The 21,272-nt window shown below is 63.8% G+C and carries 19 protein-coding genes and 1 tRNA gene; 13 read left to right on the forward strand and 7 right to left on the reverse strand.

All coding sequences use genetic code 11. The features are described 5' to 3' along the window. Position 1: 1 nt before the first annotated feature. Positions 2-982 carry a TRAP transporter substrate-binding protein gene (locus CVM52_RS05300; protein WP_100161505.1) on the reverse strand — a complete coding sequence of 327 codons (981 nt, stop codon included), beginning with the start codon at positions 980-982 and terminating at the stop codon, positions 2-4. A gap of 320 nt (positions 983-1,302) precedes the next feature. Between CVM52_RS05300 and CVM52_RS05305 the strand changes: the two genes are divergently transcribed. After that, positions 1,303-1,992 (forward strand): GntR family transcriptional regulator, encoded by a 690-nt coding sequence (locus tag CVM52_RS05305; protein ID WP_100161506.1) that lies wholly within the window; start codon positions 1,303-1,305, stop codon positions 1,990-1,992. Between the two features lie 117 nt (positions 1,993-2,109). On the opposite strand, the gene CVM52_RS05310 is transcribed toward CVM52_RS05305, so the two are convergent. From CVM52_RS05310 to CVM52_RS05320, 3 genes are all read right to left on the reverse strand, one after another. Beyond that, complete coding sequence (locus CVM52_RS05310; RefSeq protein ID WP_100161507.1) at positions 2,110-2,991, reverse strand: SMP-30/gluconolactonase/LRE family protein; 882 nt, start codon at positions 2,989-2,991, stop codon at positions 2,110-2,112. A gap of 254 nt (positions 2,992-3,245) precedes the next feature. Further along, positions 3,246-4,163: a sugar kinase gene (locus tag CVM52_RS05315; protein WP_100161508.1), complete on the reverse strand. Its 918-nt coding sequence runs from the start codon at positions 4,161-4,163 to the stop codon at positions 3,246-3,248. Positions 4,164-4,191: 28 nt separating this feature from the next. Continuing rightward, positions 4,192-4,935, reverse strand: coding sequence for an SDR family NAD(P)-dependent oxidoreductase (locus tag CVM52_RS05320; RefSeq protein ID WP_100161509.1), 744 nt, complete (start codon positions 4,933-4,935; stop codon positions 4,192-4,194). A 474-nt stretch (positions 4,936-5,409) separates the two neighbouring features. Here CVM52_RS05320 and CVM52_RS05325 point away from each other — a divergent pair, with 474 nt between their 5' ends. Further along, positions 5,410-6,102 carry a GntR family transcriptional regulator gene (locus tag CVM52_RS05325; protein ID WP_100161510.1) on the forward strand — a complete coding sequence of 231 codons (693 nt, stop codon included), beginning with the start codon at positions 5,410-5,412 and terminating at the stop codon, positions 6,100-6,102. A 393-nt stretch (positions 6,103-6,495) separates the two neighbouring features. Beyond that, on the forward strand, positions 6,496-7,140 hold the full coding sequence (locus CVM52_RS05330) for a hypothetical protein (RefSeq protein ID WP_133119791.1): 645 nt from the start codon (positions 6,496-6,498) through the stop codon (positions 7,138-7,140). A gap of 321 nt (positions 7,141-7,461) precedes the next feature. Here CVM52_RS05330 and CVM52_RS05335 read toward each other — a convergent pair. Further along, positions 7,462-7,548, reverse strand: a tRNA-Leu gene (locus tag CVM52_RS05335). Positions 7,549-7,722: 174 nt separating this feature from the next. Between CVM52_RS05335 and CVM52_RS05340 the strand changes: the two genes are divergently transcribed. Next, a complete protein-coding gene (locus tag CVM52_RS05340) occupies positions 7,723-8,706 on the forward strand; it encodes a complex I NDUFA9 subunit family protein (protein ID WP_100161512.1) in 984 nt (327 codons plus the stop codon). Between the two features lie 145 nt (positions 8,707-8,851). Here the strand turns inward: CVM52_RS05340 and CVM52_RS05345 are convergent, their stop codons facing one another. Then, complete coding sequence (locus CVM52_RS05345) at positions 8,852-9,655, reverse strand: undecaprenyl-diphosphate phosphatase (RefSeq protein ID WP_100161513.1); 804 nt, start codon at positions 9,653-9,655, stop codon at positions 8,852-8,854. 230 nt (positions 9,656-9,885) lie between these two features. On the opposite strand from CVM52_RS05345, the gene CVM52_RS05350 reads away from it, so the two are divergent. From CVM52_RS05350 to gltB, 5 genes are all read left to right on the forward strand, one after another. Next, positions 9,886-11,328 (forward strand): NAD(P)-dependent oxidoreductase, encoded by a 1,443-nt coding sequence (locus CVM52_RS05350; RefSeq protein WP_100161514.1) that lies wholly within the window; start codon positions 9,886-9,888, stop codon positions 11,326-11,328. 109 nt (positions 11,329-11,437) lie between these two features. Beyond that, entirely contained in the window at positions 11,438-11,851 is a 414-nt protein-coding gene (locus CVM52_RS05355) for a GFA family protein (protein WP_100161515.1), read from the forward strand. Then, on the forward strand, positions 11,848-12,285 hold the full coding sequence (locus tag CVM52_RS05360) for a GFA family protein (protein ID WP_240620869.1): 438 nt from the start codon (positions 11,848-11,850) through the stop codon (positions 12,283-12,285). The genes CVM52_RS05355 and CVM52_RS05360 overlap by 4 nt, the downstream gene beginning before the upstream one ends. Continuing rightward, the gene (locus CVM52_RS05365; RefSeq protein ID WP_100161517.1) at positions 12,282-12,710 is read left to right on the forward strand and encodes a GFA family protein; all 429 of its coding nucleotides are present in this window, start codon (positions 12,282-12,284) and stop codon (positions 12,708-12,710) included. The genes CVM52_RS05360 and CVM52_RS05365 overlap by 4 nt, the downstream gene beginning before the upstream one ends. After that, on the forward strand, positions 12,707-17,239 hold the full coding sequence (gene gltB / locus CVM52_RS05370) for a glutamate synthase large subunit (protein ID WP_100161518.1): 4,533 nt from the start codon (positions 12,707-12,709) through the stop codon (positions 17,237-17,239). Before CVM52_RS05365 ends, gltB begins: the two co-directional genes overlap by 4 nt. 172 nt (positions 17,240-17,411) lie before the next feature. Here the strand turns inward: gltB and CVM52_RS05375 are convergent, their stop codons facing one another. After that, complete coding sequence (locus CVM52_RS05375) at positions 17,412-17,777, reverse strand: MerR family transcriptional regulator (RefSeq protein ID WP_100161519.1); 366 nt, start codon at positions 17,775-17,777, stop codon at positions 17,412-17,414. 83 nt (positions 17,778-17,860) lie between these two features. Here CVM52_RS05375 and CVM52_RS05380 point away from each other — a divergent pair, with 83 nt between their 5' ends. From CVM52_RS05380 to queG, 4 genes are all read left to right on the forward strand, one after another. Then, the gene (locus CVM52_RS05380) at positions 17,861-18,649 is read left to right on the forward strand and encodes an alpha/beta fold hydrolase (RefSeq protein ID WP_100161520.1); all 789 of its coding nucleotides are present in this window, start codon (positions 17,861-17,863) and stop codon (positions 18,647-18,649) included. Between the two features lie 100 nt (positions 18,650-18,749). Continuing rightward, on the forward strand, positions 18,750-19,496 hold the full coding sequence (gene mtgA / locus CVM52_RS05385) for a monofunctional biosynthetic peptidoglycan transglycosylase (RefSeq protein WP_100161521.1): 747 nt from the start codon (positions 18,750-18,752) through the stop codon (positions 19,494-19,496). Positions 19,497-19,550: 54 nt separating this feature from the next. Beyond that, the gene (fzlA, locus tag CVM52_RS05390; protein ID WP_100161522.1) at positions 19,551-20,216 is read left to right on the forward strand and encodes an FtsZ-binding protein FzlA; all 666 of its coding nucleotides are present in this window, start codon (positions 19,551-19,553) and stop codon (positions 20,214-20,216) included. Positions 20,217-20,267: 51 nt separating this feature from the next. After that, positions 20,268-21,272, forward strand: a 1,005-nt coding sequence (gene queG / locus CVM52_RS05395; protein ID WP_100161523.1) for a tRNA epoxyqueuosine(34) reductase QueG, incomplete at its 3' end; no start/stop codon positions are given.

Here is a 21,272-nt window from a genome sequence, read left to right on the forward strand (position 1 = left end):
ATCACTCGGTCGATTGAGCCAGTTCCACCAGCGTTTTCATGTCCGGATTGGCGGCAAGGTACTCGTCGTAGACCGATGTCATTGCGGCCTGGAACGGGGACTTGTCGGCGATCTCGGTAACAACGATGCCAGCGGCTTCGACATCCGCCCGCGCCTTGTCAGAATCGACGGCCCACAGCTCGCGCTGGTACAGGGCGGCTTCTTCAGCCGCGGCGCGCACCGCGCTTTGCAGCTCGGGCGAAAGCGCGTTGAACTTGGTGGTGTTCACGCAGATGCATTCGGGAATGATCAGGTGTTCTGACAGCGAATAGTGGCTGGTCACCTCGTAGTGGCCCACGTTCTTGAACGACGGGAAGTTGTTCTCCGCACCGTCCACGACGCCGGTCTTCAGCGCCTGCTGCACTTCCGAGAACGCCATCGGTGAAGGGTTGCCGCCCATGGCCGAAATCATCGCCGTGTACAGGTCATTGTTCATGACGCGGATTTTCAGGCCCTCAACATCTGCAGGCGTGCTGATCGCCTTTTGCGCATAGAACGAACGCGCCCCGGCGTCGATCCAGGCAATCGGCAGCAAACCGGCTTCGCCCATGGCGTCGGCGATGATGTCACCTGCTTCGCCTTCGAGAACGCGGAACATGTGCGGCACGCTTTTGAAGATGAACGGCAGGGAAACCAGGTTGGCTTCTTTCACCATCGGGCCAATCGGGCCAAGGTTGAAGTTGCCGACTTCGATCGCGCCGATGCGGACCTGCTCCAGAGCGTCGGGCTGCGAGCCCAGAACGCCGCCGTGGAACACATCGACCGTCACTTCGCCATCCGTTTTCTCGGCGACCAGTTCAGCGAAACGATCCATCGCAGCGGTATTGGGGTGGCCATCGTGGTGGATGTTCCACGCGCGCCAGTTCTCAGCCGCGGCCGAGCCGGCAACCAGGGTAAACGCCGTGGCTGCGGCGAAAATTGATTTGGAAATGTCAAAGCTCATTGGGTTCCTCCCGTGTGTCTATGCAACAGCTCCCGGCGCTCGGAGACCTGAAGAGACGGCGGCCACTACGCATGGCACAAACCCCAAGCCCGGATTCGTTGCTGACAAGCAAGGGACACTAGTATCCAAGTTTAGTCAATAGTAGACTTCTAGGATCCCAGTATGTTAGCACTATGAAGCCGCCATCCTGGCCGGATTTTCGTAAACGGTTCAGCGTGAGAGGATCCGAACAATGGCTCATCGGCCGCTCTGCCTGGATGCGTATCTGCCGGAGATTGTTTTCAACTGCCGGATAATAAAAAGAAAAGGCAACGCCAGACATGAGCCAGATGCAAGAACCCTTAGAGCCCCGAGTCCGGCGCACAACCACCGACGACGTCTATGAGAAATTGCACGAAGAGATCGTGTCGCTCAAAGTTCTGCCTGGCACCAAACTGTCCGAATCCGAAGTTGGCCGGCGATTCGGTGTTTCCCGACAACCCGTGCGCAAGGCGTTTACCCGGTTGGGGAACGAGGAATTGCTGCTCATCCGCCCGCAGAAAGCAACGCAGGTGCGCGGTTTTTCGATGGAGCGCATCGCGCATGCTCGCTTCGTGCGGCTGTCGGTCGAGTTGGAGGTGGTCCGCTGTGCCTGCGAGACCTGGTCACGCGAAAATCAGGCCATCCTCGAGGAAAACCTGAATCGGCAAAAACAGGCCAAAGAAGCGGGAGACATGCCAAGATTCCACGCGTTGGACTATGAATTCCATCGCCTGATCTGCGAACTCAGCGGCAAGCCACTGGCATTCGAAGCGGTCCAGGGGTGCAAGCAGAAGGTCGACCGGCTGTGTATGCTCGGGCTGGCCCGGGACCAAGAGGCCGCAGCGGTTCTGGCCGATCACCGTGACCTGGCCGATTGCATCGGATCGGGCGATTTGGACAAGGCGCGACACACCATCCGGCGTCACCTCACCCGATTGGATGCAACGATCGAACTCATTCACGAGACCCACCCGGACTATTTCGAATAGCCGGGCCTCCCGGACACCATCTGACGAGCGGCAACCTGCGCGGCGGCTTGAAAGAGAGTGCGGCACGCTTTTGGCGTTCAGACCCGGCGCAGTTGCCGCCACGCCCCGCGGACGGGCCTAGCCCTTGAACCGGGCCTGCGGCACACCCTTGATGCCCAGACCGGTAATCGCGAACAGGCTGCCTGCCTCGGGCTGCGCCTCGCGCTGCGTGACAGACTGCCCCAGCGAGGTGAAGAACAGGATGTCGAGGTTTTTGCCGCCGAACATCGGTTTGGTCGGTTTTTCGACCGGCACCTCCACTGTCTCCAAGATCTCGCCTTTTGGCGAGAACCGACGCAGGCACCAGCCCTCGATCGCGGCCTGCCAATAGCAGCCATCGGCATCCACCGTACCTCCATCGGGGCGCCCTTTGGCCTGCCTTGTATCAAAAAACAGCTCCGGCTCGCCCGGTGTTCCTGTATCGCCGTCATAGTCGCAGGCCCAGATCGTCCGTACCTTCGGGTTGCTGTCCGACAGATACATGCGCGAGCCGTCGGGCGAGAAAGCCAGACCGTTGGTCGTCCAGAACCCGTCTTTCCACTTCGAAACGGACAGGTTCGTATCCAGCCGGTAGAAGGCGCCGCAGGGTTCCGGGGTGCCCATGTCCTTCATTGTCCCGGCCCAGAAACGCCCCTGCGGATCGGTTCCGCCGTCGTTAAAGCGGCTCTCGGGCAGGTGTGCCTCTGGATCGCCGATATGTTCGCGCGCGCCGTTTTCGGGATCAAAGAACCAAAAGCCGGACTTGGCCGCGATGACCAGGCCGCCCTTTTCGCGACGGGCGATACAGCCCACCGGTTCGCCAAAGTCAAAGGTGTCGTTGGCGCCGGTTTCCGGGTCGAAGCGATGGATCAGGCCATGCGGGATATCCACCCACCACAGTCTTTGGTCGCCAACATCCCAGACCGCCCCTTCGCCAATAGCGGATCGTGTGGGGGCAACGCAGGTGATTTCGATGGGCATGATGGCGGTTCCTTCGCATGCGGCCCGGGTATCGGGCAGAGTGCCGGGCGGATTTCCGATTGTGATGCGAATTGATCCGCGCCGTCCAGATCAGGAATCGCCATCGCCAACACCATGGGATCGCCGCACCTGTTCAGAAGCCGGGCAGGGCCCGCGGTGCTGGCCGTTGTTTAAGGGTGAAAATTTGCGGCGCCCAAGAACACCGCATCGACAGGTTCTGGTGCGGAACGGTCGATTCCCCGTTTCGGGCAGGGTCAGGCAAGCTGGTCCAGAAATTCCAGGCTGATCGGGACCAACGCCCCTTTGCCCTGCACGACCTGACCGGCCAGGCTGCAAGCCTGTTCGATAGAGGTATTGATCGGCAGTTCAGCGGCTAGCCCGGCAAAAATCGCGGCGTTAAAGCTGTCCCCTGCGGCGGTGGTATCCACAACAGAAGTCAGAGGGCGAACCGAGACCGATCCGTCGGTCCCGGCGTCGCGGTAAAGCACCGGGTCCGAGCCATTCTTGACAATGACGGTGCCGGCGCCCGCCTTGGAATAGCGTTCAAGTGTGGCCTCGGCATCGCTGTCACCGAACCAGCGCGCTTCGTCCTCAAAGGAGGGCAAGGCAATGTCGCAACAGGCGGCGGCGTGCATGATGGTTTCCGTCATCTGGGCAGGGCTGTCCCAGAGGTGAACGCGCAGGTTGGGATCAAACGCCACCCGTTTGCCGGCCCTGCGCGCGTTCTGCATGGCGCCGAGCAGGGTGGCGCGGCCCTGCGCGTCCAGAATGGCCAATGTGATCCCCGAGACATAGACCAGTTCGGCGCTGGCAATGGCCGCATCCAGCGCGCTGGCGTCCCGCGCCAGAAGGCGCGCGGCGGATTGACCGCGCCAGTACGAGAAACTGCGCTCGCCATTGTCGAGGGAAATCATGTACAGCCCGACAGACTTGCCCGGCAGCATCTGGATATGGCGGGTGTCGATACCGCCATCGGCGATCACCTGAACCATGCGGGTTGACAGTGCATCATCCCCGACTGCCGTGAAATACGACACCTCCGCCTTCGACGACAGCATCGCCAGATACCACGCCGTGTTGAAGGTGTCTCCGGCAAAGCCCAGCCGGAATTCGTCCGGCTGGGTGCCCGGGGCCATTTCGGCCATGCATTCGCCAATCGCGAGTACGCGCATGATAGGGCTCCGGTCAGGGTTGCGGGCGTTACGAGAACAGCATCCCGCCATTGATGTCGACATTTGCCCCAGTGATGTAGGCGGCATCGTCCGAGGCCAGGAAAGCCACCAGATTGGCGGTATCCTCGGAGGTGCCTTGCCGTTTCAGCGGCGCGGCGGCCTCAAGCCCGCGGCGACCGGCATCCGGGGTGTGGATGTTGTGAAAGTCGGTGTCGATCATGCCGGGGCACAGCGCGTTCACGCGGATATCGGGGCCCAGTTCCTTGGCCAATCCGCGCGTCATGGTCATGACCGCGCCTTTCGATGTGCCATAGGCGACCGCACCGGCGCCGCCACCATCGCGGCCCGCCTGGCTGGCCAGATTGACGATCGCGCCCTTGGTCATGTGCGGCAGGCAGGCTTTGATCATCAGGAAGGTGCTGGTCAGGTTCAGATCCATCACCGCCTGCCAATGTTCCAGCGACATTTCCGCAATGGTCTTGCGGGCGATCAGACCGCCGGCGTTGTTCACCAGAATATCGACACCGCCAAAGGTTTCGACCGCTTTGGACACCAGCGCCTCGACATCTTCGGGTTTGTTCAGATCGCCCTGAACGGCAATCGCCTTGCCGCCCTGCTGTTCAATCTTGGCGACGGTGGCCTCGGCCCCGGTGCTGCTGGCGAAATAGTTGATCACCAGATTGGCGCCCTCGGACGCCAGCTTGATCGCGCAGGCGCTCCCGATGTCGCGGCCGCCGCCGGTGACAATTGCTGTTTTTCCTTTGAGTTTCATCGTTCGCAACCACTTGCTTTTGGGTTTCAGTTTTGTCGTCGTCGTTTGCCGGTGTCACAACGCAGCCAGAGTATTCCGGCATATCGCCGTCGCCACCGGCCCGGCGACCCTGCGCTGCGTCCCGAGTGCGCCACAGCCGGACCATCCGACTCGCGCCACAAACTGGTTTTGCCGGTCCAGCGGATCGATCCCGCCGACACCGTGAGTGGGCCGCAGGTCTGTACGGGTCCTATTAGAACAATGCCAGACATCCCCTCCCACTTTCCGCATCGTCTTCCCGTGACACCTTGGTTCCGGGGGCCGATTCGAGATGGCTTGATCTGGGATACTAGTAAATTATCTGGTGTACTAGTCTAAATTTTAGTGGTCAACCATCAGAACCGCGTGTTATCAAGCCTAGCGCGTCAAATTCGCATGATGCGCCGCATGGCTTGCGCGGCGCCCGCGGATGGATGCCGTTGCAGGAGAAAAGCGATGGTGCAGCCGGCACAATTTGGGGATCGACGAACAAGCGTCGATGACATCTTCGATTTCCTTTACGAGGAAATCAGTGACCTGCGCCTGCGCCCGGGTGACAAGATTTCAGAAGCCGATATCGCCGCCCGGTTCGGTGTGTCACGCCAGCCGGTGCGCGACGCGTTCAGCCGGCTGGCCAATATCGATCTGCTGCTGATCCGTCCGCAGCGCGCCACCGAGGTCAAGCGCTTTTCCATGCGAGAGATCGAGAAGTCGCGCTTTGTCCGCGCCTCGGTTGAAATGGAGGTGCTGCGCCGCGCTGCCAAGCTGTGCGACGCGGAGAATGCGGCGCAGCTGGATGCCGCGCTGGAGCGGCAGCAGGCCGTCTTGGAGGCCGGCGATTTCGATGCCTTCGGCGCCCTCGACTACGAGTTCCACAGGACGCTTTGCGAGATTGCCCAGGTCGATTTTGCCTTTGATGTGATCACGGCCGAGAAGTCCAAGGTGGATCGTCTGTGCGTGTTGGGCCTGGCCAAGGAATCCCGCATGCCCGAACTGGTGGAGGACCACCGTGCCATCGCCGAGGCGGTCAAGGCGCATGATGCGGAACGGGCCGTTGCCGCCGGCATACTGCACCTGTCGCGTCTGGATGAAACCATCGAGCGCATATCGTCGAACAACGCCAATTACTTCGAACCGGAAGGCCGCTGACCAACCCCGCCGGGCGATCCGGGCTCAGCCTTCCTGCCGGGGCAATGAGCATGACGGGCGGGCGCAACTTTCAGCTTCCAGAGTGATTGCAGGCACCCGTGCCTTGGGCCACCGGTGCCCCGACCCAGAGGGGCGCTCTGTGCCGGGTCGAAGCGGTACGGCGACGGCGCAAGAAACGGCGAAATCATTCTCATCCACAGGGACGCCGCCAAGGCGCTGAACGGCCACCGCAACACAGGTTGGCCCGTGGTTCTGCGCGCTGCAAGAGCGCGGATTGATTGGACGCAAGAGATGCGTTGTCGCCATGACCTGCAAAGCGGTAGGTGCTTAACAGCTTAGGTAATTTTCACGAATCGAGATAGACTGACGCTCGCCAATTAGGGGGGGCTTCACATGCGATACATTCTCGCACTTCTTTTGCTGTGCGCCGGCACGGCCAATGCTTCGATTTATCATTACAGATATACCGGACCTGAACTTTTTCTGACTGAAGACTGGGACCGTGACTACCGGGTGAAGTACATGGGGCAAAACCCGCCGCCCACGCCAACCACACGCGGACCATATTTCATCGACATCAGGATTAATGCGGCGCATCTGCCCGGTGGCGTTCTAGGCGATTTCGCGCGCAATTGGTGGTATGCGGAGAGCAGCGGACCGCTGTTTTACATAGAACCAACAGCGGGCAAATATCGATCGGTCAAGGGATACCAGGAACACCCAAACCCCAACGGCTGGTTCGATACGTGGAACAACAAGTACAAGGAGGTTTCTTTCCAATTCTCTGGAACGAAGATTGTGAGTTGGGATATCAAAGCCGATGGCGATTATACCAGCCAGGGCGCGTGGGTTACCGATCAAGGCGACCGCTTTTCTATCTGGAATATCGATTACACCACATGGGAGTCCCAGGTTCCAGGTTCGTGGCAGTTGATCAACGTCACCGAAGTGCCGCTGCCCGCGAGCGGCTTGCTGTTGATGGGCGGAATTGGACTCCTGGCGGCGCGCCGCAGGTTCAAGCCGGCAAAACGGCGATAACTGGCCCGAACGTCCAATGGCGTGTTGTGTCCGGTGGGTTCGGAAGGGCTTGAAGGAAACATGACAGGGCCCCGGAACCGCCAACGGACACGGCCCAAAGCCAAAAAGAATGCACTGGCGGTGGTTCGAATGCGTTCCGGACGAACGTCACCGCTTGGCGGCGCTGTCGTGGTCGGCAGTGTCGCGCAAGTAGGAGAGCAATCCTCTACCCGAGGTGCTGGCTTTCAAAGCACGCTGGCGACATGCACCAGGGGGATTTAGCAGGGGATCGGGCCGGTAGAAGCGACCGAATCTGCTGCAAAGATGTGTTTGTCGGATGAATGGTGCCCAGGAGAGGACTCGAACCTCCACGTCCATACGGACACTAGCACCTGAAGCTAGCGCGTCTACCAATTCCGCCACCTGGGCAGGTGTCGTGAGCCGTGCGTTTAAGCCCACATGCGGGGGGTGTCAAACGGATTTTCTGCCCAGTTGATCGATTGTTTGTCTGCGCCGTTCTACGGCGGGGTGGGGCAAATTGCGGCTTGTTCGGGCGGGTGCAGGGCGCTAGACCCTTAGGGCCTGCAAAATAGGAGCGTGGGAATGTCCAAGCTGGTCACGATCTATGGCGGTTCGGGCTTTGTTGGCCGCTATGTCGCGCGGCGCCTGGCCAAGGAAGGTTGGCGCGTGCGCGTTGCGGTGCGGCGGCCGAACGAGGCGGTGTTCGTGCGCCCCTATGGCGTGGTTGGCCAGGTCGAGCCGGTCTTCTGCAACATCCGCGACGACGCCTCGGTGGCGCAGGTGATGACCGGCGCCGATGCGGTGGTCAATTGCGTCGGCATCCTGACCGAATCGGGGGCCAACGGATTTGACGCGATCCAGGCCGAGGGCGCCGGCCGGGTGGCGCGGATCGCCGCCGCACAGGGCGTGGCGCATCTGGTGCATCTCTCGGCGCTGGGCGCCGATGCCGAGGCGGCCAGCGACTATGCCCGGACCAAGGCCGAGGGCGAGGCCGCGGTGCTGGAGCACCGGCCCGATGCGGTGATCCTGCGCCCGTCGATCATCTTCGGCCCCGAAGACCAGTTCTTCAACCGGTTCGCCGGGATGACCCGGATGGGGCCAGTGCTGCCGGTGGTGGGGGCCCAGACGCGGTTTCAGCCGGTCTATGTCGACGATGTGGCGCAGGCGGCGGTCAAGGGCGTGCTGGGCACGGCGGCGCCGGGGATCTACGAGCTCGGCGGCCCCGAGGTGGCCACCTTCCGCGAGCTGATGCAACGGATGCTGCAGGTGATTCACCGCCGCCGGCTGATCGTCGGGCTGCCCTTCTGGGCGGCGCGCCTAATGGCGATGGGGCTGGACCTGGTGCAGTTCGTGACGCTGGGCCTGATCACCAACACCATGCTGACGCGCGACCAGGTGGCCAACCTGCGCCATGACAACGTGGTGAGCCCCGATGCCAAGGGCCTGGCTGACCTGGGCATCAGCCCGGTGGCGCTGGGGTCGGTGCTGCCGGAATACCTGTGGCGCTTCCGCCCCTCTGGGCAATATGACGAGATCAAGGCCTCGGCCCGGAATCTGCGCATCTGATCGCAGCTCGGCGCAAAAGCGATCGATCGCTTTTTACAAATTCCATCCATGGAATTTGACCCGCCCGCATTGCCGGGGTGGTTGGGAGAACGAAAAGCCGTGGACGGCTTTTGGGAAATTCCGTCGACGGAATTTCCCGCCCGGGTCAGCTATAGGCGTAGATCAGCAGGACGACGCCCAGGATCACCCGGTAGATCACGTAGGGCGTGAAGCTGACGCTGCGCAGCAGGCGCATCATCAGCATCAGCGCCACCAGCGCCGACACGAAGGCCAGCGCAGCGGCAATGCCGGCGTCGCGGGCAACGGCGGCATCGGCCTCCATCGCCACCTCGGCGCCCAGCAACAGCCCCGAGGCGGCGATGGTGGGAATCGACATCAGCATCGCCAGCTTGGCCGCGCCCTCGCGGCCATAGCCCAGCTGCCGCCCGGCGGTGATGGTGATGCCCGAGCGCGAGGTGCCGGGGATCAGCGCCACCGCCTGCCACAGCCCCATGACCAGCGCATCGCGCAGGGTCCAGTCCGCGGCGGTTTTGGTTTCGGCGCCGGTCTGGTCGGCCCAGTACAGCACCACGCCGAAGATCAGCATGGTCCAGCCGATCACCGCGACCGAGCGCAGCTGGTCGCTGAGACCGGTGAGGCTGAGCACCGCGCCGATGATGATCACCGGAATGGTGGCGATGACCAGCTGCAGCGCCAGCCGCGCGCCCGGGGTATCGGCGCGGCCGGTGGCCAGCCGCGGCAGACCGGCCAGCCCTAGTTTCACATCGCGCCAGAAATACAGGATCACCGCGCCCAGCGTGCCGACATGCACCGCCACGTCGATCACCTGGCCCTGATCCGCCATCCCGGTCAGCCCCGGCAGCAGAATCAGATGGCCCGAGGAGGAGATCGGCAGAAATTCGGTCACGCCCTGGATCACGGCGACCAGGATCAGTTGGAAAAGCGGCATTCGGGACAGGCGCCTGTTTTTGGAGAGGTGTCGGGAATCATGTATAAATTGCCGGGACAAAATGGAAAGCGGGCAAATAGGTCCGGTTCGATACCTAAATTTTCGTAAATTTTGACGTTCGGGGCGCTGCTGGCTGCGGAAAAGTGCATTTTATGTCAGCATTACTGACTTTTAATTTGGTTTCACCTCTCATAAAAGGTCCCAAGCCAGATTTTGCCGGAGACTGACCCGTGGCCAAACAGCCGATGCTCAAGTTTGTAAAGATCGAACGCGACATGCCGCAGAAACGGGATGCCGAGGAGCGCCGTGGCGACTTTCACGAAATTTATGCCGAATATGCCGCGGCCAAGGCGCAAGAGCAGGCGAGCCGGTGCAGCCAGTGTGGCGTGCCCTATTGCCAGAGCCATTGCCCGCTGCAGAACAACATTCCCGATTGGCTGCACCTGACCGCCACCGGGCGGTTGAAAGAGGCCTACGAGGTCAGCCAGGCCACCAATACCTTCCCCGAGATCTGCGGCCGGATCTGTCCGCAGGACCGGCTGTGCGAGGGCAATTGCGTGATCGAGCAGTCGGGGCACGGCACCGTGACCATCGGCTCGGTCGAGAAATACATCACCGATACCGCCTGGGAAAACGGCTGGGTCACACCGGCGGCGCCGGCGCAGGAGCGCAGCGAAAGCGTTGGCATCATCGGCGCCGGGCCCGGCGGGCTGGCGGCGGCGGATATGCTGCGTCGGGCCGGGGTGCAGGTGACGGTTTATGACCGCTATGACCGCGCCGGCGGGCTGCTGACCTATGGCATCCCCGGTTTCAAGCTGGAAAAGGACGTGGTGATGCGCCGCAACCAGCAGCTGGAAGCGGGCGGCGTCACCTTCGTGCTGAACTGCACCGTGGGCGAGGATATCGGCTTTGAGGAGCTGCGCCAGAAACATGACGCGGTGATCATCGCCACCGGTGTCTATAAATCGCGCGATCTGGGCGGGCCGGGCAGCGGTGCCGAGGGCATCGAGAAGGCGATCGAGTTCCTGACCGCGAGCAACCGCAAGAGCTTTGGCGACACCGTCGAGGCATTCGAAAGCGGCCGGCTGAACGCGGCGGGCAAGCGGGTGGTGGTGATCGGCGGCGGTGACACCGCGATGGACTGCGTCCGCACCTCGATCCGGCAGGGCGCGGAGAGCGTGAAATGCCTGTATCGGCGCGACCGGGCCAACATGCCCGGTTCGCAGCGCGAGGTGGCCAATGCCGAGGAAGAGGGCGTGGAATTTGTTTGGCTGTCGGCGCCGAAAGGCTTTGTCAGCGGCAAGGACGACAAGGTCAGCGGCGTGATGGTGCAGAAGATGCGCCTGGGCGCACCGGATGCCAGCGGGCGGCAGTCGCCCGAGGTGATCGAGGGCGCGGATTACGTCGAGGAAGCCGACCTGGTGATCAAGGCGCTGGGCTTCGAGCCCGAGGAACTGCCGACGCTGTGGGACCAGCCCGAGCTGACGGTGACCCGCTGGGGCACCATTCGGGCCGAGTTCACCACCGGGCAGACCGATTTGCCGGGGGTCTACGCGGTGGGCGATATCGTGCGCGGCGCCTCGCTGGTGGTCTGGGCGATCCGGGACGGGCGCGATTGTGCTGCGGCGATCCTGAACGAGTTCGACGGCAAGGCCGCGGTGGCGGCGGAATAACTTGCGGATGTCCCCGCTGGGACATCGCGTAACTTTCTGAATTCGAAGAGCGATTCCCAAATGACGAATCGCGGTTAATGAAACCTTGTCCCGTGGGGATAGGACGGCGATGACGGATCGGACCGGAAAATGCCTGTGCGGCGCGGTGAGATACACACTGCGCGAAACGCCGGATGCGTTCGGCGTCTGCCATTGCACCATGTGCCAGCGGGTGTCCGGCGGGGTGAACATGGCGTTCACCGTGCCGGCGGACGACATCGAGATCACCGGCGCCGAACATGTGCGCACCTATCGGTCTTCCGACCGGGCGGCGCGCAGTTTCTGCGGCATATGCGGCTCGAACCTGTGGTATCGCTCGACCGATCCGGCGGAGGTGTCGCCGGGCTATTCCATCGGTTTCGGCACCTTGGATGACAAGTCGGGCCTGCGCCTGGCCAAGGAAATCTGCATCGAGACCAAGCCCGAGAGCTATGCGCTGGCGGGTGATCACCCGCGCCTGACCAGTCAGGAGTGCCTGACATGAGCACGCGGACGGGCCAATGCATGTGCGGCGCGGTACGCTTTTCCGCGCGGGACGTGCCCGACACTTTCGGGGCCTGCCATTGCGAGATGTGCCGGCGCTGGACCGGTTCGGCGCTGTTGGGGATCACCGTGCCGGTGGCATCAGTCGAGTGGCAGGGCGAGGCGCATATCCGCACGCTGCAAAGTTCGGACTGGGCCGAGCGCGCCTGGTGCCAGCGTTGCGGGACGGGGCTGTATTATCACGTGACCCTGGATGGTCCGATGAGCGCGAATTACGAGATCCCGGTCGGTTTGCTGGATGACCTGTCGGGCCTCGAAATGGACAGCGAGATCTATATCGACCACAAGCCCCACGCCTATGCCTATGCCGGTGAGCGCCTGCGGATGACCCGCAAGCAGATCCTGGAGAAGATCGGCATCGAGGGCGCGCCATGAGCGCGGCGCTGCAACACGGGCGCTGCCTGTGCGGCGCGGTCACGGTCTCGGCGCAACTGGCCGACGAGATCAGCGCCTGTTTCTGCGACCTCTGCACACGCTGGAGCGGGTCGGCGATGATGTGTATCGACGCGCCGGCCGACAGTGTCACGGTCAGCGGGCCGGTCAAGACCTACCGGTCGTCGTCCTTTTCCGAGCGCGCCTGGTGCGACCGCTGCGGATCGGCCCTGTGGCTGCGCGACGATGGCAAGGACTATGAATTCGTGCCCGGCCTGTTTGCCAATGCCGGCGGCGCCCGGCTGACCCGCATTGTCTATGCCGACCGCGCGCCGGACGGCTGGGACTTTGCCGGGGCACCGCAGCGGGTCAGCCGCGCAGAATATGAGAAATCCAATCCGTTTGTTCGTGAAGGAGAAATGCCATGACCGTCTATGACGAAAACTGGGCCCGTGCCGAAGCGGCCAAGCGCAAGTGGATGGCAGAAAACAGCCTGTACACCGAGGAGACCGAGCATTCCTCGTGCGGCGTCGGCCTGGTGGTGTCGGTCAGCGGGCAGAAAAGCCGCAAGGTGGTCGAGGCCGGCATCAAGGCGCTGAAGGCGATCTGGCACCGCGGCGCGGTGGATGCCGATGGCAAGACCGGGGACGGTGCGGGCATTCACGTGCAGATCCCGGTGCCGTTTTTCTATGACCAGATCGAACGCACCGGCCACAAGCCGCGCAAGAACGAATTGATCGCGGTGGGCCAGGTGTTTCTGCCGCGCACCGATTTCGGCGCGCAGGAGACCTGCCGGACCATCGTGGAATCCGAAGTGCTGCGCATGGGCCATTACATCTATGGCTGGCGCCACGTTCCGGTGAATGTCGACTGCCTGGGTGAAAAGGCCAATGCGACGCGGCCCGAGATCGAGCAGATCCTGATTTCGAATGCCAAGGGCGTGGACGAGGAAACCTTCGAGCGCGAGCTGTATGTCATCCGCCGCCGGATCGAGAAGGCGGCGGCGGCGCAGGGCATCGGCGAGCTGTACCTGGCCAGCCTGAGCTGCCGGTCGATCATCTACAAGGGGATGATGCTGGCCGAGCAGGTGGCCGAGTTTTATCCCGACCTGCTGGACGAGCGGTTCGAAAGCGCCTTTGCGATCTATCACCAGCGCTATTCCACCAACACCTTCCCGCAATGGTGGCTGGCCCAGCCGTTCCGGATGCTGGCCCATAACGGCGAGATCAACACGCTGAAGGGCAATGTGAACTGGATGAAGAGCCACGAGATCCGCATGGCCTCGGCCACGTTCGGAGACATGGCCGAGGATATCAAGCCGATCATCGCCAGCGGCTCGTCGGATTCGGCAGCCTTGGACGCGGTGTTCGAGGTGCTGGTGCGGGCCGGGCGCAACGCGCCGATGGCGAAAACCATGCTGGTGCCGGAAAGCTGGTCGAAACAGGCGGTGGAACTGCCGCAGGCCTGGCGCGACATGTATTCCTATTGCAACTCGGTGATGGAACCCTGGGACGGCCCCGCGGCGCTGGCGATGACCGACGGGCGCTGGGTCTGCGCCGGGCTGGACCGCAACGGTCTGCGCCCGATGCGCTATGTGGTGACGGGCGACGGGCTGCTGATTGCCGGCTCGGAGGCCGGGATGGTGCCGGTCAAGGAATCGACGGTGGTGGAAAAGGGCGCGCTGGGCCCTGGCCAGCTGCTGGCGGTCGATATGAAGGATGGCAAGCTGTACCACGACACCGAGATCAAGGATCAGCTGGCCGCCTCGCAGCCCTTTGGCGAATGGGTCGGCAAGATCAACGATGCCGACGTGTCGCTGAGCGGCGTGACCGAGCGGGCGCTGTTTACCGGCAAGGAACTGCGCCAGCGCCAGATCGCGGCGGGTTATTCCGTTGAGGAACTGGAGCAGCTGCTGGCGCCGATGGCCGAGGACGGCAAGGAGGCGCTGGCCAGCATGGGCGACGATACGCCCAGCGCGGTGCTGTCGAAACAGTACCGGCCGCTAAGCCATTTCTTCCGCCAGAACTTTTCCCAGGTGACCAACCCGCCGATCGACTCGTTGCGGGAATACCGGGTGATGAGCCTGAAGACGCGGTTCGGCAACCTGAAGAACGTGCTGGACGAGGACAGCAGCCAGACCGAGATCATCGTGCTGGAAAGCCCGTTTGTCGGCAACGCGCAATATGACGAGCTGGCCAAGGAGTTCAACGCGCCGCTGGTCGAGATCGACTGTACCTTCCAGCCGGGTGAACGGGCGCTGCACGCGGCGCTGCGCCGGATCCGCTCCGAGGCCGAGGACGCGGTGCGTTCGGGCGCTGGGCATATCGTGCTGACCGATCATTATTCCGGGCCGGACAAAGTGGCGATGCCGATGATCCTGGCCACCAGCGCGGTGCACAGCCACCTGATCCGCAACGGGTTGCGCACCTTCTGTTCGCTGCTGGTGCGGTCGGCGGAATGTATCGATCCGCATTACTTCGCGGTGCTGATTTCCTGCGGCGCGACCATCGTGAACCCCTATCTGGCCGAGGATTCGCTGGCCGACCGGATCGAGCGCGGGCTGCTGGACGGGCCGCTGACCGAGGCGGTGGCGCGTTATCGCGAGGCGATCGACCAGGGGCTGCTGAAGATCATGGCGAAGATGGGGATCTCGGTGATTTCCTCCTATCGCGGCGGTCTGAACTTCGAGGCGGTGGGCCTGAGCCGGGCGATGTGTGCCGATTACTTCCCCGGCATGACCAGCCGGATCAGCGGCATCGGCGTCAGCGGCATTCAGCACAAGGCCGAGGAGGTGCATCACAAGGGCTGGAAATCCGGTCTGGACGTGCTGCCGATCGGCGGCTTCTACAAGGCGCGCGCCAGCGGCGAGACCCATGCCTGGGAAGCGACCTCGATGCATATGCTGCAGATGGCCTGCAACAAGGCGTCTTACGAGCTGTGGAAGCAGTATTCGAAGAAGATGCAGGCGAATCCGCCGATCCATCTGCGCGACCTGCTGGACGTCAAGCCGCTGGGCAAGCCGGTGCCGATCGAGGAGGTGGAATCTATCACCTCGATCCGCAAGCGCTTTGTCACGCCGGGCATGAGCCTGGGCGCGCTGAGCCCCGAGGCGCATAAGACGCTGAACGTGGCGATGAACCGCATCGGCGCCAAGTCGGATTCGGGCGAAGGCGGCGAGGATCCGGCGCATTTCCACCCCGAGCCGAATGGCGACAACCCCTCGGCCAAGATCAAACAGGTGGCGAGCGGCCGGTTTGGCGTGACGGCGGAATACCTGAACCAGTGCGAAGAGCTGGAGATCAAGGTGGCGCAGGGCGCCAAGCCGGGTGAGGGCGGCCAGTTGCCGGGCATGAAGGTGACCGACCTGATCGCGCGGCTGCGGCATTCGACCAAGGGGGTGACGCTGATCAGCCCGCCGCCGCATCACGATATCTACAGCATCGAGGACCTGGCGCAGCTGATCTATGACCTGAAACAGATCAACCCGCGCGCCAAGGTGACGGTCAAGCTGGTGGCGTCCTCGGGCGTCGGCACCATCGCCGCCGGGGTCGCCAAGGCCAAGGCCGACGTGATCCTGATCTCGGGCCATAATGGCGGCACCGGGGCGTCGCCGGCGACCTCGATCAAATATGCCGGTCTGCCCTGGGAGATGGGGCTGACCGAGGCGCATCAGGTGCTGGCGATGAACCACCTGCGCGGCCGGGTGACTTTGCGCACCGATGGCGGGCTGCGCACCGGCAGGGACATCGTGATGGCTGCGATGATGGGGGCCGAGGAGTTCGGCATCGGCACCGCCGCGCTGATCGCGATGGGCTGCATCATGGTGCGCCAGTGCCAGTCCAACACCTGCCCGGTGGGCGTGTGCACGCAGGATGAAAGCCTGCGGATGAAGTTCACCGGCAATGCCGACAAGGTGGTGAACCTAATCACCTTCTACGCCACCGAGGTGCGCGAGATCCTGGCCTCGATCGGCGCGCGTAGCCTGGACGAGGTGATCGGCCGCGCCGACCTGCTGGCGCAGGTCAGCCGGGGTTCGGCGCATCTTGACGACCTGGACCTGAACCCGCTGCTGATCACCGTCGATGGCTCGTCCAAGATCAAGTATGACCGCGACAAGGAGCGGAACGCGGTGCCCGACACGCTGGATGCCGAGATCGTGCGCGACGCGGCGCGGTTCCTGAAGGATGGCGAGAAGATGCAGCTGTCCTATGCGGTGCAGAACACCCACCGCACCGTGGGCACCCGCACGTCGAGCCATATCGTGCGCAATTTCGGCATGCGCAACGCCTTCCAGACCGATCACCTGACGGTCAAGCTGCAGGGCTCGGCCGGGCAGAGCCTGGGCGCCTTCGCGGCGCCGGGGCTGAAGCTGGAAGTGTCGGGCGATGCCAATGACTATGTCGGCAAGGGCCTGTCGGGCGGCACCATCGTGGTGCGCCCGCCGATGGCCAGCCCGCTGGTGGCGCATGAAAACACCATCATCGGCAATACCGTGCTGTATGGCGCCACCGACGGCTATCTGTTTGCCGCCGGCCGGGCGGGCGAGCGGTTTGCCGTGCGCAACTCGGGCGCCAAGGTGGTGATCGAGGGCTGCGGGTCGAACGGCTGTGAATACATGACCGGCGGCGTCGCGGTGATCCTGGGTGAGATCGGCGCCAATTTCGGTGCCGGCATGACCGGCGGCATGGCCTATCTCTATGACCCGGACGGCCTGTCCGAAACGCTGATGAACAAGGAAACGCTGGTGACCTGCCCGGTCACGGTGCCGCATTGGGAAATGCAGCTGCAGGACCTGATCGAGCGCCACGAGAAAGAGACCGGCAGCCGCCGCGCGGCCGATATTCTTCAGCACTGGGACCTGGAACGGGCCAATTTCGTGCAGGTTTGCCCGAAAGAGATGCTGGTGCATCTGCCTGCGCCGCTGAGCCTGGAAGAGGGCGCGCTGCTGGCGGAATAGGCGCCGGGCGTCTTGTGACCCTCCCCCGGCAGGGGGAGGGTGCCGATCCGCGCGGACGTGCGGGTCGGTCAGACGCGCGCCCGGCGCGGCTCGGCCGCATGAGGCCGGGCGGCGTCACGCGGTGGTGACAACCGGACTGTCCGCATGCGATCACCGCGATCGGGCTGCAAGACTAGGTGGTCTGCAGATGGTCGCGCATCTCGGCATAATAGCCCGCCAGCATGGCGCGGCTTTCGCCATATTGCCGGATCTGGTCGTCAAGCGCCTGCATCTGCCGTTCCATCGCCGCCATCAGGTCCGGGCAGGGATGCAGGATCGGGCCTTCGCTGCGCAGGCAGGGCAGAAACTGGCGGATAAAGTCGAGCTTTAGCCCCGCGGCACTGAGCTGGCGGATCGCGCGGACGATCTTTTCATCTTCTGCGCCAAAATCGCGATATCCCGAAGCCCGACGCGCCGGTGTCAGCAGACCTTCGTCTTCGTAATAGCGCAACATGCGCACCGAGACCCCGGTTCGCCGCGACAGTTCACCAATTTGCATTTCGGCTCCCGAACCTGCTTGACCCTGACAACACTGTCAGGGTTTATGCCTCGGCGCAACTCAACACAGGAAAGGAGTTGCGCATGCATTTCACCACATTTGAAGGTCTTAGGGTCGGCTATCGCAGGGAGGGGAAGGGCCCGGCCCTGGTGCTCGTGCACGGAACCGGCGGCGATGGTGCCGCAAACTGGGAGGGTGTCACGCAGGACCTGTCGCAGGATTTCACGGTTCTGCGGCCGGATTACACCGGCTCCGGCGCAACCGAGGATGACGGGCGCGCATTGACGGTCGAAGTTTTTGCCGGCCAGGTCCTGGCCGCGATGGATCATGCCGGAATCGACAGCGCCACGCTTGTCGGCTTTTCACTGGGCGCTGCCGTGGCCGCCCGGATCGCGGCGGATCAGCCCGCGCGGGTCAGCAAGCTTGTGCTGATCTCGGGTTTCGCCCGGCTGGACGCGCGGCTGAAATTGCAATTCGAACTTTGGCGCGACTTGATCGCCTCGGATCGCGCGGCGATGGCCAGGCTGGTCCTGCTGACCGGTTTCAGCCCGGACGCGCTGTCGTCCTGGGGATTCGAGGGGGTGGAGCAGGCGGTGCGCGACACCGTCCAGACGCAGGATTGGGCGGGCATGGCACGGCAGGTCATGGTCGACCTGTCGCTGGATGTCAGCGATGCGGGCGACAAGATCAGCGCCTCGACCCTGGTGATCGGCTGCGCGCATGATCACATGGTGCCGCCCGCGCATTCCCGCGCGCTTGCGGCCTCGATCAACGGTGCCAGATATGCCGAGTTGCCCACCGGCCATCTGGCCCCGATGGAGCGGCCGGACCTGGTGGCCCAGGCGCTCCGCGAGTTCCTGGCCATCGCCTGACGCGTGCCGCGTGTGGCCGGCTGTTGCCGGGGCGCCGCGGCGCCGGCCGGGGCGGCGATTTCGGGATGCGGGGGCGATGCGGCGGCTGTAGAGTGCCGCCATGGCGAAGGCGGCGGGCAGGACCAGCAACAAGCGGGGCCGGAAAACGGCGAAGGCGGACAAGCGCAAGCCGTTCCGGCCGATCCGTTTCGTCCTGTTCCTGCTGCTGCGCAGCGCCACCGTGCTGGTGGTGCTGACGCTGGCGCTGGTGCTGCTGTTCGCGGCGATCAACCCGCCGATCACCCACACGATCTGGGCCGAGCAGCGCCGCCTGGGCGCGGTCGAGCGCGACTGGGTGGCGATCGAGCAGATCGCGCCGGTGATGGCACGGTCGGTGGTGGCGGCGGAGGATGCCAATTTCTGCCTGCACTGGGGGTTCGACATCGAGGCGATCCGCGCCGCCCTGGAGGCGGGCGGCCAGCGCGGCGGTTCGACGATCAGCCAGCAAGTGGTGAAAAACGTGTTCCTGTGGCAGGGCCGGTCCTGGATCCGTAAGGCGCTGGAAGCGGCGATCACCCCGGCGGTCGAGGCGGTCTGGTCGAAGCGGCGCATCGTCGAGGTTTATCTGAACGTGGCCGAGATGGGCGAGGGCGTGTTCGGCGTGGGCGCGGCGGCGCAGGAGTATTTCGGGGTGACCCCCGACAAGCTGAGCCCGCAGCAGGCGGCGCGCATCGCCGCGGTGCTGCCCGCGCCGCGCAGCCGCTCGGCTGCCAACCCCTCGGCCGGGGTCCGGCGCCGCGCGGCGTCGATTGCCGATGGCGCGGCGACCATCCGCGCCGATGGCCGTGCCGCCTGTTTCGAGGATTGAAATATCCGCCCCGAACAGGCATTCCTGTGACGCTAATCACAGAAAAGAGCAGTTATGGCGCGCCTGTTTCACGTCCCGCTATCCCCGTTCTGCCGCAAGGTGCGGTTGAGCCTGGCGGAGAAAAAGATCGAGGTTGAACTTGTCGAGGAGCGGTATTGGGAGGCCGATCCGGATTTCCTGCGCCGCAACCCGGCGGCGAAAGTGCCGGTGCTGAAGCTGGACGGCAAGACCATGGCCGAAAGCGCGGCGATCTGCGAATATATCGAAGAGACCCGGCCCGAACCGTCGCTGATGCCGAAGCAGGCCGATGCCAGATACGAGGTACGCCGGCTGGTCGGCTGGTTCGACGACAAGTTCCACAACGAGGTGACCTCGAAACTGCTTTACGAGCGGGTCAACAAGAAGGTGATGGGCCAGGGCTATCCCGACAGCCGCAATGTCAAGGCGGGCGCCAAGGCGATCAAGTTCCACCTGGATTACATGGCCTGGCTGCTGGATCATCGCCGCTGGCTGGCGGGCGACGTCATGACGCTGGCCGATTTCACCGCCGCGGCGCATCTGTCGGCGCTGGACTATATCTCGGACGTGGATTGGAACCGCTCGGCCGCGGTGAAGGACTGGTATGCCAAGATCAAGTCGCGCCCGGCCTTCCGCTCGATCCTGGCCGACCAGATCCCCGGCTTTCGGCCGCCGCCACATTATGCCGACCTGGATTTCTGAACCCCCTGCCTGCGGCGCGTCCGCCCGGGCGTTTCTGACAAGAGAAGCGCCATGGGCGCGGCGCTGAAGGCACGGCTGGTCGAGCAGGCGCTGGCCGAGGGCTTTGTTTCCTGCCGGATCTGCCGCCCCTGGGACGTGCCGCAGGTGGCGGCGCGGCTGCAGGCCTTCCTGGCGGCGGGGTTTCACGGCCAGATGGGCTGGCTGGCCGAGCGCAGCCACTGGCGCGGCGACCCGGCGCAGCTGTGGCCCGAGGCGCGTTCGGTCATCATGCTGGCCGAAAGCTATGCGCCCGAGCGCGACCCGCTGGAGGTGCTGGACCGGCGCGACCGGGGAGCGATTTCGGTCTATGCGCAGAACCGCGATTACCACGATCTGGTCAAGAAGCGGCTGAAGCGGCTGGCGCGCTGGCTGATTGCCGAGGCGGGCGGCGAGGTGAAGGTTTTTGTCGATACCGCGCCGGTGCCGGAAAAGGCGCTGGGCCAGGCGGCGGGGCTGGGCTGGCAGGGCAAGCACACCAACCTGCTCAGCCGGGACTGGGGCAACTGGGCCTTTCTGGGATCGGTCTTTACCACGCTGGACCTGCCGGCGGACATGGCCGAGCAGGATCATTGCGGCAGTTGCCGCGCCTGCCTGGACATCTGTCCCACCGATGCCTTTCCGGCGCCCTACCGGCTGGATGCGCGGCGCTGCATCTCCTACCTGACCATCGAGCATAAGGGGCCGGTGGAGGAGGCGCTGCGGGCCAGGATGGGCAACCGGATCTATGGCTGCGACGATTGCCTGGCGGTCTGCCCGTGGAACAAGTTTGCGGTGGCGGCTAGCGATCTGCGCTATGCCGCGCGCGCGGAGCTGCAAGCACCGAAACTGGCCGAGCTGGCGCGGCTGGACGATGCCGGGTTCCGGGCGCTGTTCTCGGGCTCGCCGATCAAGCGGATCGGGCGCGACCGGTTCGTGCGCAACGTGCTTTATGCGATCGGCAATTCGGGGGACGCGACGCTGCGCGGGGTGGCGCAGGGCCTGTGCGACGACCCCGATCCGGCGGTGGCGGATGCGGCG

This window comes from Pseudooceanicola lipolyticus (assembly GCF_002786325.1).
Classification (GTDB): domain Bacteria; phylum Pseudomonadota; class Alphaproteobacteria; order Rhodobacterales; family Rhodobacteraceae; genus Pseudooceanicola_C; species Pseudooceanicola_C lipolyticus.

Excerpts from the sequence above, each read along its gene's own strand:
- CVM52_RS05300 (WP_100161505.1), bottom strand. The coding sequence starts at position 982 with ATGAGCTTTGACATTTCCAAATCAATTTTCGCCGCAGCCACGGCGTTT.
- CVM52_RS05305 (WP_100161506.1), top strand. The coding sequence starts at position 1,303 with ATGAGCCAGATGCAAGAACCCTTAGAGCCCCGAGTCCGGCGCACAACC.
- CVM52_RS05310 (WP_100161507.1), bottom strand. The coding sequence starts at position 2,991 with ATGCCCATCGAAATCACCTGCGTTGCCCCCACACGATCCGCTATTGGC.
- CVM52_RS05315 (WP_100161508.1), bottom strand. The coding sequence starts at position 4,163 with ATGCGCGTACTCGCGATTGGCGAATGCATGGCCGAAATGGCCCCGGGC.
- CVM52_RS05320 (WP_100161509.1), bottom strand. The coding sequence starts at position 4,935 with ATGAAACTCAAAGGAAAAACAGCAATTGTCACCGGCGGCGGCCGCGAC.
- CVM52_RS05325 (WP_100161510.1), top strand. The coding sequence starts at position 5,410 with ATGGTGCAGCCGGCACAATTTGGGGATCGACGAACAAGCGTCGATGAC.
- CVM52_RS05330 (WP_133119791.1), top strand. The coding sequence starts at position 6,496 with ATGCGATACATTCTCGCACTTCTTTTGCTGTGCGCCGGCACGGCCAAT.
- CVM52_RS05340 (WP_100161512.1), top strand. The coding sequence starts at position 7,723 with ATGTCCAAGCTGGTCACGATCTATGGCGGTTCGGGCTTTGTTGGCCGC.
- CVM52_RS05345 (WP_100161513.1), bottom strand. The coding sequence starts at position 9,655 with ATGCCGCTTTTCCAACTGATCCTGGTCGCCGTGATCCAGGGCGTGACC.
- CVM52_RS05355 (WP_100161515.1), top strand. The coding sequence starts at position 11,438 with ATGACGGATCGGACCGGAAAATGCCTGTGCGGCGCGGTGAGATACACA.
- CVM52_RS05360 (WP_240620869.1), top strand. The coding sequence starts at position 11,848 with ATGAGCACGCGGACGGGCCAATGCATGTGCGGCGCGGTACGCTTTTCC.
- CVM52_RS05365 (WP_100161517.1), top strand. The coding sequence starts at position 12,282 with ATGAGCGCGGCGCTGCAACACGGGCGCTGCCTGTGCGGCGCGGTCACG.
- gltB (WP_100161518.1), top strand. The coding sequence starts at position 12,707 with ATGACCGTCTATGACGAAAACTGGGCCCGTGCCGAAGCGGCCAAGCGC.
- CVM52_RS05375 (WP_100161519.1), bottom strand. The coding sequence starts at position 17,777 with ATGCAAATTGGTGAACTGTCGCGGCGAACCGGGGTCTCGGTGCGCATG.
- CVM52_RS05380 (WP_100161520.1), top strand. The coding sequence starts at position 17,861 with ATGCATTTCACCACATTTGAAGGTCTTAGGGTCGGCTATCGCAGGGAG.
- mtgA (WP_100161521.1), top strand. The coding sequence starts at position 18,750 with ATGGCGAAGGCGGCGGGCAGGACCAGCAACAAGCGGGGCCGGAAAACG.
- fzlA (WP_100161522.1), top strand. The coding sequence starts at position 19,551 with ATGGCGCGCCTGTTTCACGTCCCGCTATCCCCGTTCTGCCGCAAGGTG.